Raw genomic sequence first — 18,306 nt, 5'->3', positions numbered from 1 at the left:
ATCAGCTGCCGGCCTTGCTGAAATCGAGATCGCGCGCGACGAAGATCTTGATCGGCTCGCCCATCGGCACGCGGATCGTCGGCGGGATCTGGCCCTGCGACTGCACCGCCGAATTGGCCGCGCCCTGTGCGCCGCCCGCTACGATCACGCCGCCCACCCCGCCGGTCGCAATCGCACCGAGGCCGCCCACGACCGACAGCAGCAGGCCCGAACCGAAGCGCTGGAGGAAGTGGGTGTTCACATCCCCTGCGAGCCCGGTGGTCCCGTCGAAGCCCACGGCAGGCGAGGCGAGGTCGACCGAAACGCCATCGGGGCGGATCAGCCGCGTCCAGATCACATAGGCACGGCGCTGGCCCTGCTCGACCCCGGCCTGATACTGGCCGATCAGGCGCGAGGAGCGCGGGATCAGCACGCGCTTGCCATCGAAGCTCTTGACGTCCTGGCTCACCACCGCGCGCACGAAGCCGGGCACATCGGTGTTGATCGCGGTTTCGAGCACGGCGGGGATCAGCGTGCCCTGCGTCACCGTGGTCGAAGGACTAGTCATCGGGCGGGCCTGTGCGGGCGCGCCGCCGACACCGCCGACACGGCTCGCAAAGGCCGCCGCGCTGCCCGTCCCTGCCACTTCACCGGGCGCACCGGGCACGGGCACCGGAGCCGTACCTTCGGCCACGCGCAGGCTCCGGCCCTGACTGGCATCGAACACCAGCTGCGGGGTCGCATAGGGGTTCATCGCCTGCCCCGGCATCCCGACGGGATTGGCGGCATAGACCGGCGCGGGCGCGGGGTTGGCAGGCACTACGGCAGGCTGCGCGTTCGGATCGACGGGCACCTGCGCCGGCTGCGGCGCGGGCACTGCGGCGGCGGGCGGAGCGACCGCCGGATTGCCGACCCCCTCCGGTTCCGGCGTACTCGGGGAGTTCATTGCCCAAAAGGTCACCGCGCCGAGCAGGCCGACGACCGCCACCCCGGCAGCAAGCACCAGCCCGTCACCCTTGGCCTTGCGGTCGGTGACGGCAGGAAAGGCCGCGCGGCTGGCGAGATCGATGATCTCGGCGCTCTCGCGCTCCCGCGGATCGCCGCTCTCGGCGGCTTCGCCCTTCTTCGGCGGCATACGCATCGCGAGGCGCATCAGTTGCTCTCCCTGTCAGGCTTGGTTCGGTCGAGGCCCGCCTGCCGCGAAGTCGCGCGCGCGGGGCCAATATTGGTGAGGGTCGCGGTGTCGCGCCCGTTGCGCAGGATCAGCTGCGCCGGAACCCCGTCCACCACCACGGTATCGCCGCGCACGGTGAAGTTGACCGGGCCCTCGTCACCCTTCTCGTTGGCGATCAGGATCGCGGGGATATCCGCGCCCTCCGCCCATGTCAGGAACACGCCCTCGCCATTGTCGAACACGCGCTTGGGCAGCAGGGCGGAGCGGCCGGCGCTGGCCCATTCGAAATTGAGCTGCGCAGGGTCGCTGGTGGCAAAGGGATCGGCATCGGCGAGCCTCTGCTCTGCGGGGGCGGCAGCGGCGCGGGCGGCTTCGGCCTCGGCCTCGGCGATGGCGGCAAGGCGGGCTTCCTCGGCCGCGCGTTCCAGCTCGGGATAGCGGAACTGCATGACGTAGACGGCAGAATTTTTCGGGCTGGCGATCAGATCGAACAGGTAGGTGCGCTTGTCGGTCACCACGGTCATGTTGGTGCGCGCGACCGGATCGAGCGGCTTCACGAAGAGGATCGACTGCGCCTTGTTGGGCTGCACCTGCCACGCGGCGGAATCGCCGATCGCGACATTCTCGATCACTTCGTCGGGCGCGAACTTGATGGTGGTCTGCACCTTCACCTTGCCCTCGATCCGCACCACGGCGTTCTCGTCGAAGACAAGCGTTTGCAAGCGGCTGTCCTGCGCCGCGAGAGGCGCGGCGAGGCCGAGAGCGAGCGCGGCGAGCAGCACGGCGCGGGTCATTGGTAGGTCTCCGGAGGGGGGGATTTGGGGGCAGGAACGGGCTTGGCGGATGACGCGGTGCGGAAGCGGTTGCCGATCCCGCGGGTGCGCGAGGCGCCGCCGCCCGGCGGTTCGACCGGCCCTCCCCCGCCGCTGGTCGCCAGCACGCGGGTTTCGCGCACAGTGGCGCCGCCCGGCCCGGTATCGTTGGCGGCCATCACCGGCTGAAGCGCGGCGATCTCGGCCCGGCGCGGTGCGGCGGCGGCTCCGGGGGTGAGCACGGCGGTGCTGCGCGGCATGGTGGCTGCGCCCGGCTGCGGCACCGGAACGGGGCGCGGGCCCTCGTCGCTGCGGCTGCGCTCTTTCGAGGGCACCAGACCGAATACCTGCCAGCCCGACACCATCGTTGCGGCGACCTTGAGCGAAAGCAGCATCAGCGCCATGTGGACCGCGCCGATCAGGAAGAAGGCCATCGCTGCCTGCTGATCGATCTGGCCCGGCACCGCGACCAATGCGGCGAGCACGGGCACCGCCATCTCGAGCATGATCGTGCCGCCGAGCACCGCGAAAAGCGGCGTGAGCGCCATCATCGTCAACCCCTTGAGCCAGCCGGTGAACAGGCCGCGCGTGCCTTCGAACAGCGCCAGCACCACGAAAATCGGCCCCAGCGCCAGCAGCAGCGCCAGCGCGATGCGCGCGGTGACCAGCAAGCCGACGGTGCCCAGCAGGAGCAGCATCGCCCCGATCCACATCATGCCAGGCGGCGAGAATGCGCTGATATCCTTGGTATCCCCGCTCGCTTGCTGGATCGCGAGGAACACCACGTCGAGCTTCTGCGCGAAGACCCGCGTGGCGCTTTCGCCCTGCGTGCCGGTGAGGATGCCGGCAATCTGGTCGGGTGCACCGATGAAGATGTTGTAGAACACGGTCGAAAAGGCGACGAAACTGGTCGCAAAGCCGATCACCAGCCCCAGCGTGATGACCTTGGGCAGCAGCGCCCGCACGCCGAGGTTCGAGCGGCCCAGCATCAGCGAGATCGCGAAGAAGCCGACATAGAGCACCAGCATCAATGTCAGCGCGAAGGTGAGCTGGCCGTCGGTGCCGAACAGGCGGTTGAAGGCCTGCTCGCTGACGCCACTGGCGATGCAGTCCACCGCCGACAGCGCGGCGGCAACCCCTGTGCCCATCGACTGGGCGGCGGTATCGCAAGCGGCAGTCATTCGGCGGCCTGCCACATGGGATCGTCCTCCGCCGCCGCGCCATCGGGCCACGCCCGGCCGGTAAGCGAGGGGAACCAGGCCGAAGGCTCATCGCCCACCGCCTCGCGCAGCAGATCGAGCCGCCGCACCGCGCTCTCGCGGCCCGAGAGGATCGTCAGCACCTCGGGCGCACCTGACAGATCGAGCCGCACCACCACGCTCGCATCAGGCTGCCGCACGAGGAAGCAGCGGCTGTGCGCCGGGAGCGAGCGGATCAGCGCGAATTCGTGAGCCGTGAGGCCGAAGCCGTCGCAATAATCCTCAGGGCGAGCGCGCGAGTTGGGCATGAACACCATCGTCGCGGTCTGCTCGACCAGCGCGGTCGAAATCCGGCTGTCGAGCGCATCGCGCGCCGACTGGGTGGCAAAGCCGACCAGCGCGTTGCGTTTCCGCAGCGTCTTGAGCCAGTCGCGGATGCGCGCGGCGAAGACCTCGTCGTCGAGCGCCTTCCAGCCCTCGTCGATCAGGATCATGGTCGGCTGCCCGTCCAGCCGCTCGTCGATGCGGTGGAACAGATACATCATCGTCGGCGTGCGCAGGCGCGGGTTTTCGAGCAGCGCGGTCATGTCGAAGCCGAGCACGCGCTCCGACAGGTCGAGCCGGTCGCGATCATTGTCGAACAGCCAGGCATGCTCGCCCCCGTCCCCGCCGGGCGCACCGATCCACGCCGCCAGCCGGTCGGCCAGATCGCCCGGCTGCGGACGGCGCGTGCCCGAGAGCAGCTCCTTGAAATGCCGCAGCCGCCGCAGCGAGGGATCATTGGCATAGGTCGCATCGACCGCCGCGCTGATGGTCGCGAATTCCTCCGGCCCTTCGGCTTTCAGCAGCACGCTCAGCCAGTCGCGCAGGAAGGCGCGGTTGGCGGGGCTGTCGGGCAGAGAAAGCGGGTTGAACCCGGTCGGATCGCCCGGCGCGATGCGGCTATATCGCCCGCCGATCCCGCGAATGAACAGCTCCGCGCCGCGATCCTTGTCGAACAGGATGGTGCGCGGTTTGAACTTCTGCGCCTGCGCGGCGAGGAAGTTCATCACCACGGTCTTGCCCGAACCCGACGGCCCGATGACCGAGAAATTGCCTAGGTCGCCGTGGTGGAAGTTGAAGAAGAACGGCGTGGCGCTGGTGGTCTCCAGCAGCGTCACCGCATCGCCCCAGTGATTGCCGCTCGCCTGCCCCAGCGCAAAGCCGTGGAAGCTGCCGAAGCCCGCCATGTTGGCCGAGGAAATCAGCGCGCGGCGCACGATATATTCCTCGTTCCCCGGGAACTGCGCCCAGAAGGCGGGTTCAAGATTGGTGTCCTCGCGCACCGCGATCGCGCCGGTGTCGGCGAGCGCGGCGGCGCAGGCGGCCATCGCGTCATCCAATCGGGGAAGCGTCGCCTCGCGCACCAGCACGGTCAGGTGATGGTCGCCGAAGCCCACCGCCCCGTTGCCCAGCGCATCGCGGGCCGACAGCATCTCGGCGCGTTCGGCGGCGGCTTCCTCGTCCACCGAGCGCGAACGGCGCAGCGCGAGGTCGATCCGCTCCTTGGCGGTGGTGCGCTCGTTGGGGGCGTAGCTTTCGCTGACCACCATCTCGAACGGCAGGCGCAGGAGGTTGTCGAGCAGGCCGGGCGAGGTCGCCTCGGGGTAATCCTTGAGGCCGAGAATCGCCGCAAAGTCCGGCGCGGCGCTGCCCCGCAGTTCCATCGCATCGAGGCCGAAGGAGGCGCGGCGATAGGGCAGCATGTGGCCGATATCGGTGTCGGGCGAAGGGCGGCGCACCGGGCGCATCTCGCCGTTGTAGAGCGCCGAGAGCAGCTCGAGCATTTCCGAATTGGTGCCTGACGCGCCGGGGGCCTGATAGTCTCCCAGCACCGCCGCGCCATAATTCTGCAAGCTGGCGACCAGCCCGGTGATCGCCGCCTTGAGGCTGCGCACGTCCCTGGGATCGGCCTCGAGCTCGTCGGCTCCGGCGCGGCTGAACAGCTTGCTCATCCGCTCGGGCAGGCCGGTCTTGCCACGCGCGGGGCGGCGGATCAGGGTGACGAACTGGTCGTTGATGAACAGCGATCCCCCCGCCAGCCGCTGCTTCCAGCGCGCATCGATATGGCGCGACAAGGCATCGGGGAATTCCGCGTCGAGCTCCACCTCCACCCGGCGGCGGATGACGTGGTGATACATCACGAAGCGCGCATCGAGCGTGCTGCGCAGCATCACCTCGCGCGTCGCGGCATGGGCGTTGAGCGCGTCCGAATCCTCGGTTTCGAACAGCAGGCCGGGCACTTGGATTGCGCTCATCACGCTGCCATCGCGCAGCAGCACGGTGTTCTCGTCAATCAGCCGGGCATAGGGCAGCCGGTCACCGACCTTGGCTTCCTTCGCGCTCCACGCGGCGGCACCGATCCATTTACGGGGCATAGGAATTGCACCCCCAACGCTTGAAATTGGGCACCCGCGGGCACTTGGAGACCTTGGTGATCCAAAGGTCGAAGATGCGCGGCTCGCGCAGCGACGCGAAGTAGCCGATCACGTGCATCACCACCGGAACGGGGAGTATCCACCAGCTCTTGAGGATCAGGAAGGCGATCGTCGTCACCATCAGGTTGATGATGAAGAAATTCATCGTCACGCCCGCGAACATCTGCGGCCTCGTGAGCGCACGGTGGACAGGGTGGCGGACGAGATCGCTCACCGGATCAGCCCGCTGCCGACTGGATGCCAGCGACGATGGTGGTCGCGCCGAACAGGATGAACACGCCGACGATCACCGTCGCGCCGAAGCGCCAGTTCATCCGCCCGGTCAGCATCATGAAGCCGATCGCGGCGACCGCCATGACAGCGATCGTGGTCGCCACGGTGCCCAGCAAGGTGCCCTGCAGCCAAAGCAGCGCATTGTTGATCGGGCCCGAGCCCGCGGGATCGGCGCTTTGCGCGAAGGCGGCGGAGTGGGCGGAGACCAGCGCAAGCGCGGCGGCGATGCGGGCGGGAAGGCGGAACTGCGACATCATTGCTTCGATCAGACTTTCTTGTGCGGTGCGCGCGGGGATCACTGTCCGGCCACGCGCGAATGGTTGGCGAGCCGCCCCATGATGGCGGCAACATATTGCTGAGTCTCGCGGATTCTGGGGATACCCCCGGCCCGCTCGACCCGACCGGGGCCGGCATTATAGGCCGCGAGCGCCTTTTCCAGATCGCCGCCGAAACGGTCGAGCTGTTCGCGCAGATAGCGCGCCCCGCCCTCGAGGTTCTGGAACGGATCGCGCGAATCGACCCCGAGATAGCGCGCGGTGCCCGGCATCAACTGCGCCAGCCCTTGCGCGCCTACCGGCGACACCGCGCTTTCGCGCCAGCGGCTCTCCTGCCACACCAGCGCTTCGAGCAGGCTGGGCGAGAGATCGTAACGCGCCGATAGCTCGGCGATCTTGGCCTGATAGCGCACGGGCACGGCTGCGGCGGCACGGGCCGGATAGGCTACCGCATCTTCCGGCAGCACCCCGCCGCTGTCGATATCGGCGAGCGGCGCGGGCGCGGTTGCGGCGGCAGCGGGATCGACCACCGGCGGCTGCCCGGCCAACGGCCCTGCCACCCAGCGCGCGCCATCGGCCCCGAGTTCGAGCACATCGGCCTGCGCCTCGACAGCCAGCGTCAATGCGGCAGCAACAATCATGACGCGGCAACCCGCGGCGAGAATCATGTCTCGGCCCTCCAGAATGACCCCCTTTGTCTATCCTAAATGACAAGCGGGTGACAGCCTTACGAAACAGTCGCTTCACGCCGTGTTTGCGCTGGCGGGATTCGGCAGAACGGGCGGGGGGCACCGTATCGTGCCGCCCGCCCGTTCGCGAGGCTCGGGTGCGACCCGCGGGCCGCGGTTATCGGATGGGGACGATCACCCCGCTTGCGTCAATCGCGCAGCGTCAACTGCCCGGCGCGGGCCGGAGCGGGGCGGAACTCGCCGCGCGCCAGCATCTTGAGCGCCTTGCGCGCCAGCCGCCGCGAATCGGTGGTCTGGCCATCGGCGGTGTCGAGCTCGATCACTTCGTCGCAGGCCGCCGCATTCTCGAAGGCGGCGCGGGCCTTGGCGTCTTCCCCTGCCTGCGCATAGGCGATGCCGAGATTGATCAGCAGCGCCGGGTCCTGCGGATCGGCGGCGCTGGCGCGTTCGAGCGTGACGAGCGCCTGATCGGAACGACCGGCCACCAGCGGCTGCACCGCCAACTCGCTCGCCTCGGCAAGCATGGCGGGCGGCACGACAACCGGCGCGCCCGGCAGAGGGGTCGCAGCAACAAGCGCGAGTGCGAGAGCGGCAAAGGACATCGGTAACTCTCCTCCAAGATCGTGAGGCATGATGACTCACCTCATTGGGGGATGCAACAAAACCGTAACATTGTCATTTATCTGCAATCTAGAGCACTATCTCACTGATTTATATGTTTTAATTTGTTACACAAATGCAAGGAATGTCCGATCGGGCGGCATCCGATTTGGTCATATTTGTCTTTCTTCGGTCATAATCCCGGAACTGCAACATCACTGTCATGATGCAAGAATTCTGACACGACGCCCCCCTAGCGACCCCTCAGCGCAAGACGTTCGCGCCTCATTCGATTCTCGGACCAATAGGGGACCATCGCTCGTGAAAAATCTTCAACGCACCTTGATCATGGGATGCAGCCTGGTTGCCCTCGCGGGCTGCGGCGCGGATGAAATCGTTTCGCCGGGCACCGGCGGCGACATCATCATCAACAACCCGCCCCCCTCGCCGACTCCGACCCCGACCCCGACACCCACGCAGGCGCTCGTAACCCCGGCGGCCGGCTGCCCGACGATCGCGACCACCGGCGGCCTGACCGATGCCGGCACGCTCTCGGGCCCGACCGGCGAATACCGCGTGTGCCGCCTGCCCGCGCGCTTCACCTCCACCGACACCCTGCCCTTCATTCGCGGCCTGGTTTACCAGATCAACGGCCGCGTCGAAGTGGGCGCGGATCGCGGCTTTTCGAGCACCGGCACGACTGTCACGCTCACCATCCAGCCGGGCGTGATCCTGTTCGGCCAGCAGGATTCCTACCTCGTCGTCAATCGCGGCAACGCGATCCAGTCGAATGGCACCGCCGATCGCCCGATCATCTGGACCAGCCGCGACAACATTCAGGGGCTGACCGACGACAATAGCCAGCAGCAGTGGGGCGGCGTCGTGCTGCTCGGCCGCGCGCCGGTGTCCGATTGCTCGAGCGGGGTGTTCAACACCGCCGCCGTGCCGAACGCCAACCCGACCTGCGAGGGCCGTCTCGAAGGCGCTGCGGTTGCGACCCCGTTCGGCGGCGCCAACCCGGCCGACAGCTCCGGTTCGTTCCGCTTCAACCAGATCCGTTTTTCGGGCTTCGAACTCGCGCCCAACAACGAACTCCAGTCGCTGACCACCGGCGGCGCGGGTTCGGGCACCACCATCGAAAACCTGGTCTCGTTCAACAGCTCGGATGACGGCGTCGAATTCTTCGGCGGTGGGTTCAACGCCCGCAACTTCGCGATCATCGGCGCTTCGGACGATTCGCTCGACGTCGACACCGGCGCCATCGTCAACCTCGACACCGTGATCGCGGTGCAGCGTTCGACCACCGGCGACCGTCTGATCGAACTCGATTCGCCCAACGTCGCCGACCGCACGCCCTCGAACGCGATCCCGCAGACCCGCCTGCAGGTGAACAATTTCACCTTCGTGCAACGCGATGGCTCGCCGCAGGTGATCCAGGCCCGCGGCGGCGCGGCGCTGGGCCTGACCAACGGCGTGATCAATTCCGGCAACAGCCACTGCTTCCAGATCGACGAGCCCACCACGCTGGCAGCGCTGATCGGCGTGGACTCGGTGGTCGGCGATTGCCCGGCGGTCGATCCGATCCGCGGCGGCGGCGGCAACTCCAATGCCGATGTGGCCGCAGCGATCAACGCGGGCACCAACAACAACTTCGCCTTCGCCATCACGCTGACCAACAATGTGGTGAACGGCACGGGCGAGAGCGGGCGCACAGCCTTCAATGCCAATGGCCGCTCGAGCTTCTTCCCGACCCGCACCTATATCGGCGCGATCGAGAATGCCGCGGCGCTGACCGCCACGTTCGGCAACTGGACCTGCAACTCGTCGATCCAGAACTTCAGCAGCGCCACCGGCTCCTGCACGTCGCTGCCGGTCTACCCGGCCTAAGCGGCGATCTTTTCGACCTGAGGGGGGAGACGCCGCATCACCGCAGCGCCTCCCCCATTTTCGCATTCAGACTGATCTATTCCCGAGGGGGTCCTCACTATGTCGACCGGCACGCGCCTGGCAGGCCTGCTGCTTCTCACCACGTCGCTGACCTTGCCGTCCGTCCTTCACGCGCAGGAAGCGCCGCAAGAGGACGACGCCATCGGCGAGACCGCGGCGGAGGACGAATCCCCGGCGGAAGACTTGCAGGAAACCGACATCTCCGTGCCCGGCGGCGGGATTATCGTCACCGGCCGCCGCAGCCGCGATCCGGCGCGGTCCTCGGGTCAGGTGCTGAGCGTCTTGTCGGAAGCCGACATCGCCCGCACCGGCGAAGGCGACATCGCGGGCGCATTGTCGCGCGTGTCGGGCCTGTCGCTGGTCGGCAATGGCCGCGTCTTCGTGCGCGGTCTGGGCGATCGCTATTCGCTCGCGCTGCTCAACGGCTTGCCGCTGCCCAGCCCCGAGCCGCTCAGCCGCGTCGTCCCGCTCGACATCTTTCCCACCAGCGTGATCGCTTCGAGCCTCGTGCAGAAAACCTATTCGGCCAACTTCCCGGGCGAGTTCGGCGGCGGGGTGATCAACCTCACCACCAAGGCGATCCCGTCAGAGGACTTCCTCACGCTCAGCGTCGGCGGCAGCGGCGACACGGAGACCACCTTCCAGAACGGCCTGACCTATTTCGGCAGCCGCTACGACACCTTCGGCTTCGACAACGGCAACCGCGACTTCCCCAGCGCGCTGCAAGGGCTGATCGACAGCGGCTCCCGCGTCAACGATGCGCCGGCCGACGTGCAGCGCCAGCTGGCCGGGCAGATCATGCCGCTCAACCTCGTGACCCTGCAGAAGAACGACGTTCTGCCGATGAACTTCTCCGCCAATCTTACCGGCGGGGCCTCGTTCGAGGTGGGTGACGGCAATTACCTCGGCATCATCGCCACCGCCGGGATCACCAACACCTGGCGCAATCGCAATGTCACCAGCCAGCAGTTCGGCGATGCGGAGGCCGGACAGATCCTGTTCGATTCGCAGAACTTCATCACCGACAACAAGGTGCTGGTAAACGCGATGCTCGGCCTCGGGCTCGACATCGGCGAACACACCATCCGCTGGACCAACCTCTACATCCGCGACACGCTCAAGACCGCGCGGCTGGCTCAGGGCACCGACAGCTTCACCGATGTCGCGCGACCCTTCGACTTCCAGACCCAGCAGACAGGCTGGTTCGAACGCCAGCTGATGGATTCGCAGATCGTCGCCGAGTTCGATTTCGACCGTTTCGAAATCGACCTACGCGGCGGCTATGCCCGCACCGATCGCGAAGCGCCCTACAACGCAATCGTCCCCTATATCCGCACCAATATCCCCGGCGACCCGTTCGGCGACAAGCTCGTGGTCGATGTCGGCGCGCTGGTGGGCGGGACCGAGCGTATTCAGGTCGGCTTCGAGGACCTGCGCGAAGAGCTGTGGTATGGCGGCGCGGACGTCAGCTTCGATGTCACCGACAACCTCTCGCTGACTGCGGGCTATGCCTATTCGGACACCACCCGCCGCTCGATCAGCTTCATCATCCGCCCGCTGATCGGCTCGTCTGCCGAGCTTACCACCGCCCTGCGCGCGCTGGGCCTGCGGCGTCCGGGCGACATCATCAACGGCGCGGTGCTGGCGACCGATGCGGACGGCAACGGGCTGTTCAACGTCACCGTCTCCGATCCGACACCCTTCCCGGTGTTCGACGCAGCGCTGACGATCCACGCGGGCTATGGCCTTGCGCGCTATCGCCCGACCGACCGGCTCAGCCTCGAAGCGGGTGTGCGCTATGAAGACGCGCTGCAGCTGGCCGCGCCCGATCCGACCTTCGGCGGCACGAACCTTGCCAACCCGACGCGGATCGCCAATGACTACTTCCTGCCCTCGGCGACCATCACCTGGGAGGTGATCGACGATCTGCAACTGCGCCTCGCCGCCTCGCAGACCATCGCCCGCCCGCAGTTCCGCGAGCTGGTGGAGCAGACCTATTTCGATCCGGAATCGAACCGCCGTTTCCGCGGCAACCCGTTTCTGCAGGACAGCGAATTGCTGAACGTGGAGGCGCGCGCCGAATATTACCTCGGCGGGCCGAGCAAGGTGAGCCTCGCCGGGTTCTACAAGGAAATCGACAACCCGATCGAAAACTTCCTGATCACCGCGCCGGGCATCATCGAGACCAGCTACGCCAACGCACCCTCGGCCGAGCTTTACGGGGCGGAGCTCGATCTCGCCTACGGGATCGACCTTGCCGATTGGGGCGGTTTCTTCGAGACCAAGCAGTTCCTGGTGATCGCCAACTACACCTACACCCAGTCGTCGATTGCGGTCGGCGCGGACGATCTCGCCCCGATCCCGGGCGCGACCGGCCAGCTGGCGAGCCAGCTGTTCGACGACGGCGCGCCGCTGGTGGGCCAGTCGGATCACGTCGCCAACCTGTCGCTGGGAATCGAGGATCTCGACAAGGTGCAGCAGCTCACCGTGCTGTTCAACTATGCGAGCGAGCGCGTGACCCTTCGCGGCGGCGCGCTGCCGGACGTTGTCGAAGACCCGGGCCTGACGGTCGATCTGGTCGGCCGCTCGGAAGTGAAGCTGGGCAGCCTGCCGCTGGAGCTGAGCTTCGAAGTGCGTAACATCTTCGGCCGCGACAATTTCGAATTCCAGCAGCTCGGCGCCAACCGGGCGGAGATCAACACCTTCGACGTCGGCACCAGCTTCTCAATCGGGGTGAAGGCCGAGTTCTAGGCGGAGTTTCAGGCACTGTGCCTTGCAACGCAAAAAGGCCGCTTCTTCACGGGGGCGGCCTTTTTCGTCGCGGGGTTTGTCCGCATGATGCGGGTCATATCGTGTTGCGATTGGCCGCTTATGCTGCCACTCTGTTTCGCAATCGTCGTTCCGAAAAGAAAATCATTGCTACATCAAACCATTACGCCAGCATCGCCCGAGCTGGAGCCGCGCAAGCTGATATCTGCGCTCAAACAATTTTCCATGCCGCACGCGGGAAGAAGCATCTGGGAGCTGGCTTCTACGCTCGTCCCCTTTGTTGCCGTCATCGTGGTGATGCTCCTCGCGGTCGACCGGGGATATTACGCGGCGCTCCTCCTTACCCCGCTGGCGGGCCTGCTTCTGCTGCGGACTTTCATCATCCAGCATGATTGCGGGCATGGGGCCTTCTTCCGCAAGCGGACGGGCAACGACTGGACCGGTCGCGCGCTCGGGGTGCTGACCTTCACGCCCTACGATTGCTGGAGCCGCTCGCACACGCTCCATCATGCCAATACCGGCAATCTCGACGCGCGCGGATTCGGCGATGTCGATACCCTGACCGTCAAGGAGTTCCGCGCGCTCGGCCCGATAAAGCGGCTGTTCTACCGTGCTTATCGCCATCCGGTCGTGCTGCTCGGCATCGGCCCTGCCTACCTGTTTCTCCTCCGCCACCGGCTGCCGATCGGTCTGATGCGGGCCGGATCGAAATACTGGGTCAGCGCGCTTGCCACCAATGTCGCGACGGCTGTGGTGCTGGGTTGTCTGATTTTCGTGTTCGGCCTCGTCACGACGACGCTGGTCGTGATCCCGACCCTGCTGATCGCCGCCTCGACCGGGGTGTGGCTGTTCTACATCCAGCACCAGTTCGAAAACGCCCATTGGGACAGGCGTCCGGACTGGTCGTTCCACGAAGCGGCGTTTCGCGGGAGCTCGCACCTCGATATGGCGCAACCGCTGCGCTGGTTCACCGGCAATATCGGCATCCACCATGTCCACCATCTGATGAGCCGGATTCCCTTCTACCGTCTGCCGGAAGTGCTGCGCGCCTTTCCCGAGCTGCGTCAGGTCAATCGCTTCACCGTGCCCCAGACGCTGCGGCCGCTGATGCTCGCCCTGTGGGACGAGGATGAGCGCAGGCTGATCACCTTCCGGGAAGCGGCCAAGCGATCATTCGAGGCCGACACACGGCCTTGACGCCGCCGGGGCGGCAAGCTGCTGCCCACGGCTGGCCCTCCGCCGTCGCGACCGAGGCTTGCCTTTCCGGGCGCCTGTGCCCATAGCGCCCGCATCGACGGACCCGTGCATTCGCGGGTGGCTCGGCCCGGCGCCTATCCCCGGGACAATCCGGCAGCATCCTGCCGATGACCGATCTGGACTTCATCATGACATTTGCCGCCACGCTTCGCCGCGATTGGCTCTCGAACCCTCGGGCCGACATTCTGGCGGGGATCGTCGTCGCCCTCGCACTGATCCCCGAGGCGATCGGCTTTTCGATCATCGCCGGGGTCGATCCGCGCGTCGGGCTCTATGCCTCGGTCGCCATCGCGATCGTGATTTCCTTCACCGGCGGCCGCCCCGGCATGATCTCGGCCGCGACCGCCGCGGTGGCGGTGCTGGTAGGGCCGCTGGTGCGCGAGCACGGGGTCGAATACCTCTTCGCCGCGACGATCCTGATGGGGTTCATGCAGATCCTCGCTGGCCTGCTGCGGCTCAATCTGGTGATGCAGTTCGTGTCGCGCTCAGTCATCACCGGCTTCGTCAATGCGCTGGCGATCCTGATCTTCATGGCACAGCTGCCGCAGCTGACGGGCGTCACGTGGCAGGCCTATGCGATGGTCGCAGGCGGGCTGGCGATCGTCTATCTGCTGCCGCGCCTCACCACCGCCGTGCCCGCGCCGCTGGTGGCAATCATCATTCTGACCATACTTGCGGTCGGGACCGGCGCGCCGGTCAATACCGTGGCCGACATGGGCGATCTGCCCGAAGGCCTGCCCAGCCTCGTCTGGCCCGACGTGCCGCTGACGTGGGAGACGCTGCAGATCATCGCGCCCTATTCGCTCGCGATGGCCGCCGTCGGCCTGCTCGAATCGCTGCTGACCGCGCAGATCGTCGACGACATGACCGAAACGGGCAGCGACAAGCGCCGCGAATGCGCCGGGCAAGGCACCGCCAATATCGCTGCTGCGCTGGTCGGCGGCATGGGCGGCTGCGCGATGATCGGGCAATCGGTGATCAACGTCACCTCGGGCGGGCGCGGGCGGCTGTCCACCTTCACCGCAGGGGCGTTCCTGATGTTCCTGCTCGCCGTGCTCGGCCCCTGGGTGGGACAGGTGCCTATGCCTGCGCTGGTGGCAATCATGATCATGGTGTCGATCAGCACCTTCAGCTGGAATTCGATCCCCAACCTGCACCGCCATCCCTGGCCCTCGTCGGTAGTGATGCTGACGACGGTCGCGGTGGTGGTGGGCACGCACGACCTTTCGCTGGGCGTGCTGGCGGGCGTGCTGCTGTCGGGCATCTTCTTTGCCGGCAAGGTGCAGCGCATGTTCGGGGTCGAGCGAACGCTGTCGGAGGATGGGCAAACCGCGCATTACCGCGTGCATGGGCAGATCTTCTTCGCCTCGGTCGAGCGCTTCGTCGCCGCGATGGACGTGCCCGAGACTGCCCCCCACGTCGCCATCGACATGACCGGGGCGCATTTCTGGGACATTTCGGGGGTTGCAGCGCTCGACAAGATCGTCGCCCGGTTGCGGCGTGACGGGCGCCATGTGGAGGTGGTCGGCTATAACCGCGCCAGCGCCGACATCGTCGACAGGTTCGCACTGCACGACAAGACCGGGTTCGAGCTGGGCGTGAGCCCTCACTAGAGCGGTTTCAGCCCGCCCGCCTATCCGAGGTCGAAAACATAGCCCAGCGAGCGCACGGTGCGCAGCGGGTTGCCGCCCCCTGCGGCCTTGATCGCGCGCCGCAAGCGGCCGATCCACACGTCCACTGTGCGCTCGTCGATCGGGGGTTCGCGCTTGCCGAGACCGTTGATGAGATCCTCGCGGGTCAGCACGCGATTGGGGTTCTCGGCGAGAAAGCGCAGCAGCCGGAATTCGTTGGGACGCAGCGTGATCGGCTCCCCCGCCCAGCGCGCCTGAAGCGCGGCCATGTCGATGGTGAGCGCGCCCATTTCGAAGCGCTGGGTCGCATGGCGCTCCAACCCGCGCGATTGCAGCGCCAGCACACGGTCGAGCACCGCGGTGCGGGTGAGCGGCCCGATCACGTAATCGTCGGCCCCGGCGCGCAAGGCACGGCGGCGATCCTCGGCGTCGTCCGCTTCGAGCACCATCGTCACGTGGGCATCGGCGGTGCGCGGATCGGCGCGCAGGCGGCGGCACATTTCCAGCCCCGCAAGGTCGGGCATCACCCAGTCGACAAAGGCCCACATCGGCCCCTCGACCAGTCGCCGCGGACCCTCCGCGCCCAGCTTGTCAAAGGTAAAGCGGCGCTGATCGTGCACAAAGTCATCGAGACTCTCGCCCAGTTCGCCGGTCAGGAAGATATTGACGACATCCATGCGCTATGTGCCCCGATTGCCAGCGGGGAGTGGCGCAGGTGTGTGACGCGTTTATGACGGGATTACAGCCCGGTGTCGCAATTCGCGCGAGGGTCTCAGGAAAGCGTCAGTCCGCCGTCCACCACCAGCGTCTGCCCGGTGATATAGGCCGCAAGCGGCGAGGCGAGGAACAGCGCGGCGCCCGCCATATCCTCGGGCGTGCCCATGCGCCGCAGCGGGATCGCCCTGAGGCTGGCTTCGAGCCGTTCAGGGTTGTCGGTGGTCACGGCAGTCAGCTTGGTCGGCACCAGCCCCGGCGCGATGCCGTTGACGCGGATGCCGTCGCGCGCCCAGGCCTCGCCCAACGTCTTGGTGAGGCTCGCCGCGCCCGCCTTGGAGGCCGCATAGGCGGGCGTGCCGATGGTCGATTTGAAGGCGGCAACGCTGGAGACGATGATCATCGCCCCTCGCGTTTCGGCCAGCCCGGCGTGGAAGGCGCGGGCGACATCCATCACCGAATTGAGGTTGACGTCGACCACCGAATCCCACCCCTCGCGGGTGAATTCGGCCCGCTTGTATCGCACCGCACCCTGCGACTGGACGATGACATCGAACGGCGGGAATATCGCCGCCAGCCGGTCGGCCGCGAGCCTGTCGGTCAGATCGAGCTGGCGATAGTCGAGCCCGGTGAAGTCGCTGTCCTCGGCCTCGAGATAGTCCCCCGGATCGTGTCGTGTGCCGGTAACGGTCACATCCGCCCCGCGCTGGCGGAAGCCGTGCGCAATGCCGTTCCCGATCCCTGACGATCCGCCGATGACGAGGACGCGCTTGCCGGTGAAGTCGAGCGGTTCGGTCATGTGAGCCACCTCAAATGCTCCGCGAAATCACTTCCTTCATGATCTCGTTCGTCCCGCCGAAAATCCGCGTCACGCGCGCGTCGCGCCACAGGCGGGCGATGGCATATTCGTTCATGTAGCCCGCTCCGCCGTGGAGTTGCAGCGCCGTGTCGCAGCATTCCCATTGCAAGTCGGTGTGCCAGAGTTTGGCCGCGCTCGCTTCGTCGGTGGTGAGCTCGCCCGCCAGGTGCTTGCGGATCGCCCAGTCCAAGTGCGCCCAGCCCACTTGCAGCTTGGCCTTCAAGTCCGCGAGGGTGAATTTGGTGTTCTGGAATTCGAACACGGTCTTGCCGAAGGCCTTGCGATCCTTGGTGAATTTGACCGCCTCGTCGAACGCCCGCTGCGCCGCGGCCTGCGCGCCGACCGCGATGCCGAGGCGTTCCTGCGGCAGCTCTTCCATCAAGTGAACGAAGCCCATGCCTTCCGCGCCGAGGATATTGGTCATCGGCACGCGGCAATCGTTGAAGAACAGCTCCGAAGTGTCGGCGGAATGCTGGCCGATCTTGTCGAGATTGCGCCCGCGCTCGAAGCCGGGGGTGTCGGCGTCGACCAGCACAAGCGAAATGCCCTTCGCGCCCTTCTCGGGATCGGTTTTGGCGACCACGATCACGCAATCCGCGTTCTGGCCATTGGTGATGTAGGTCTTCGAGCCATTGATGACGAGGTGGTTGCCGTCCTTCTTCGCCGTGGTTCGGATGCCCTGAAGGTCGGACCCCGCGCCCGGCTCGGTCATCGCGATCGCGGTGATGATATCGCCGCTGACCATGCCGGGCAGATATTTGGCGCGCTGTTCGGGGTTGCCGAGGCGCTCGAAATAGTTCGCCGTGATGTCGTTCTGGAGCGTGAAGCCCGCCGAGGAACCGAGGTAGGACAGCTCCTCGGTCAGCACGCAGTTGAAGCCGAAATCGAGGCCGAGGCCGCCGTTTTCCTCCTTCACCGTCATGCACAGCATGCCGGCATCGCCCATCTTTTTCCACACGTCGCGGGGCACGATGCCGTTCGCTTCGTGCTCATCCATGTGCGGGGTCAGAGCTTCGGCAAAGACCTTGCGCACGGTATCGCGGAACGCCTCGTGGTCTTCATTATAGGCAGTGCGATAGGAGGTCGCGAGCATGGGTGTTCTCTCCGGCAAATGGGTTTTGATTTGCCATGAGTGAATAGTGCGCGCGGACGGGGGTCAAGCGTCAAAAATGCAAGCGATAGCCGATCGCGCACCGACAAACCTTTAGGATCTAATTACTCGGAAGTTCGGATGTCCGTCGAACCTCGAGCAAAAGGCTTCAAAATCGAGGTCTTGGACACGCAAGACCGTGAGGTTTTGCAAGGCGCTGTGGATGCAGGTGTGCACATAGTGCTCCGCCGGTCCGATAATCTCGTCAAGCAATCCGTCGAAGTCGGCGCTGATCGACCAGTCCTCGACCGCCTGATGAACCCTATTCAGTTCCCGCATGTTGCAACTGCCGCCGAGGTGAAAGGTCTTTTCTCCGGGCGTGATTTCGGCTGGCCATTGCGCGAGGACAAGATCGAACGCCTCTCGAAGTTTGTCCAGCGGCACATCCGTGATCGTCATGCTTTTCTCGCCATTTCGAGAGATTTACCACGATTGCCTATGACATCCACCATCGTCACCCCGGACGTGATCCGGGGCTTGGCTTCATCTTTGCTGCTTCCG

Annotated in this window: 16 protein-coding genes and 1 other annotated feature; of the genes, 4 read left to right on the top strand and 12 right to left on the bottom strand. The window is 66.1% G+C overall.

Features of this window, described 5'->3' with window-relative positions; genetic code table 11:
- Position 1: 1 nt before the first annotated feature.
- From E2E27_RS07640 to E2E27_RS07605, 8 genes are all read right to left on the bottom strand, one after another.
- Positions 2-1,132, bottom strand: a complete 1,131-nt coding sequence (locus tag E2E27_RS07640; RefSeq protein WP_234036234.1) for a TrbI/VirB10 family protein — start codon at positions 1,130-1,132, stop codon at positions 2-4.
- On the bottom strand, positions 1,132-1,947 hold the full coding sequence (locus tag E2E27_RS07635; RefSeq protein ID WP_141458387.1) for a TrbG/VirB9 family P-type conjugative transfer protein: 816 nt from the start codon (positions 1,945-1,947) through the stop codon (positions 1,132-1,134). The genes E2E27_RS07640 and E2E27_RS07635 overlap by 1 nt, the downstream gene beginning before the upstream one ends.
- Complete coding sequence (locus E2E27_RS07630) at positions 1,944-3,146, bottom strand: TrbL/VirB6 family protein (protein ID WP_141458386.1); 1,203 nt, start codon at positions 3,144-3,146, stop codon at positions 1,944-1,946. Before E2E27_RS07630 ends, E2E27_RS07635 begins: the two co-directional genes overlap by 4 nt.
- Positions 3,143-5,581 (bottom strand): VirB4 family type IV secretion/conjugal transfer ATPase, encoded by a 2,439-nt coding sequence (locus E2E27_RS07625; protein WP_141458385.1) that lies wholly within the window; start codon positions 5,579-5,581, stop codon positions 3,143-3,145. Before E2E27_RS07625 ends, E2E27_RS07630 begins: the two co-directional genes overlap by 4 nt.
- Positions 5,571-5,855 carry a VirB3 family type IV secretion system protein gene (locus E2E27_RS07620; protein WP_086608799.1) on the bottom strand — a complete coding sequence of 95 codons (285 nt, stop codon included), beginning with the start codon at positions 5,853-5,855 and terminating at the stop codon, positions 5,571-5,573. The genes E2E27_RS07625 and E2E27_RS07620 overlap by 11 nt, the downstream gene beginning before the upstream one ends.
- A gap of 4 nt (positions 5,856-5,859) precedes the next feature.
- A complete protein-coding gene (locus E2E27_RS07615) occupies positions 5,860-6,171 on the bottom strand; it encodes a TrbC/VirB2 family type IV secretion system protein (RefSeq protein ID WP_086608798.1) in 312 nt (103 codons plus the stop codon).
- 38 nt (positions 6,172-6,209) lie between these two features.
- A complete protein-coding gene (locus tag E2E27_RS07610) occupies positions 6,210-6,857 on the bottom strand; it encodes a lytic transglycosylase domain-containing protein (RefSeq protein WP_181443621.1) in 648 nt (215 codons plus the stop codon).
- A 209-nt stretch (positions 6,858-7,066) separates the two neighbouring features.
- Complete coding sequence (locus E2E27_RS07605) at positions 7,067-7,480, bottom strand: tetratricopeptide repeat protein (RefSeq protein ID WP_181443620.1); 414 nt, start codon at positions 7,478-7,480, stop codon at positions 7,067-7,069.
- A gap of 319 nt (positions 7,481-7,799) precedes the next feature.
- On the opposite strand from E2E27_RS07605, the gene E2E27_RS07600 reads away from it, so the two are divergent.
- From E2E27_RS07600 to E2E27_RS07585, 4 genes are all read left to right on the top strand, one after another.
- Positions 7,800-9,365: a beta-helix domain-containing protein gene (locus E2E27_RS07600; RefSeq protein WP_141458383.1), complete on the top strand. Its 1,566-nt coding sequence runs from the start codon at positions 7,800-7,802 to the stop codon at positions 9,363-9,365.
- 99 nt (positions 9,366-9,464) lie between these two features.
- Complete coding sequence (locus tag E2E27_RS07595; RefSeq protein WP_141458382.1) at positions 9,465-12,176, top strand: TonB-dependent receptor domain-containing protein; 2,712 nt, start codon at positions 9,465-9,467, stop codon at positions 12,174-12,176.
- Positions 12,177-12,491: 315 nt separating this feature from the next.
- On the top strand, positions 12,492-13,391 hold the full coding sequence (locus E2E27_RS07590; RefSeq protein WP_234036254.1) for a fatty acid desaturase: 900 nt from the start codon (positions 12,492-12,494) through the stop codon (positions 13,389-13,391).
- Between the two features lie 96 nt (positions 13,392-13,487).
- Positions 13,488-13,542 (top strand) — a sequence feature (sul1 is cis-regulatory element that is thought to sense ions involved in sulfur or methionine metabolism; They are found in Alphaproteobacteria).
- A 37-nt stretch (positions 13,543-13,579) separates the two neighbouring features.
- Positions 13,580-15,064, top strand: a complete 1,485-nt coding sequence (locus E2E27_RS07585; protein ID WP_141461684.1) for a SulP family inorganic anion transporter — start codon at positions 13,580-13,582, stop codon at positions 15,062-15,064.
- Between the two features lie 20 nt (positions 15,065-15,084).
- Here E2E27_RS07585 and E2E27_RS07580 read toward each other — a convergent pair whose 3' ends face one another.
- The 4 genes from E2E27_RS07580 to E2E27_RS07565 form a co-directional block, all read right to left on the bottom strand.
- Positions 15,085-15,759, bottom strand: a complete 675-nt coding sequence (locus E2E27_RS07580) for a response regulator transcription factor (RefSeq protein WP_141458380.1) — start codon at positions 15,757-15,759, stop codon at positions 15,085-15,087.
- Between the two features lie 95 nt (positions 15,760-15,854).
- A complete protein-coding gene (locus E2E27_RS07575; RefSeq protein WP_141458379.1) occupies positions 15,855-16,595 on the bottom strand; it encodes an SDR family NAD(P)-dependent oxidoreductase in 741 nt (246 codons plus the stop codon).
- Between the two features lie 10 nt (positions 16,596-16,605).
- Entirely contained in the window at positions 16,606-17,748 is a 1,143-nt protein-coding gene (locus E2E27_RS07570; protein ID WP_141458378.1) for an acyl-CoA dehydrogenase family protein, read from the bottom strand.
- Between the two features lie 111 nt (positions 17,749-17,859).
- Entirely contained in the window at positions 17,860-18,204 is a 345-nt protein-coding gene (locus tag E2E27_RS07565) for a hypothetical protein (RefSeq protein WP_141458377.1), read from the bottom strand.
- Positions 18,205-18,306 lie beyond the last annotated feature (102 nt).

This window comes from Porphyrobacter sp. YT40 (genome assembly GCF_006542605.1).
Lineage (GTDB): Bacteria > Pseudomonadota > Alphaproteobacteria > Sphingomonadales > Sphingomonadaceae > Erythrobacter.
The sequence above is the reverse complement of the archived record's forward strand: the minus strand, read 5'-3'. Positions and strand labels throughout refer to the sequence as shown.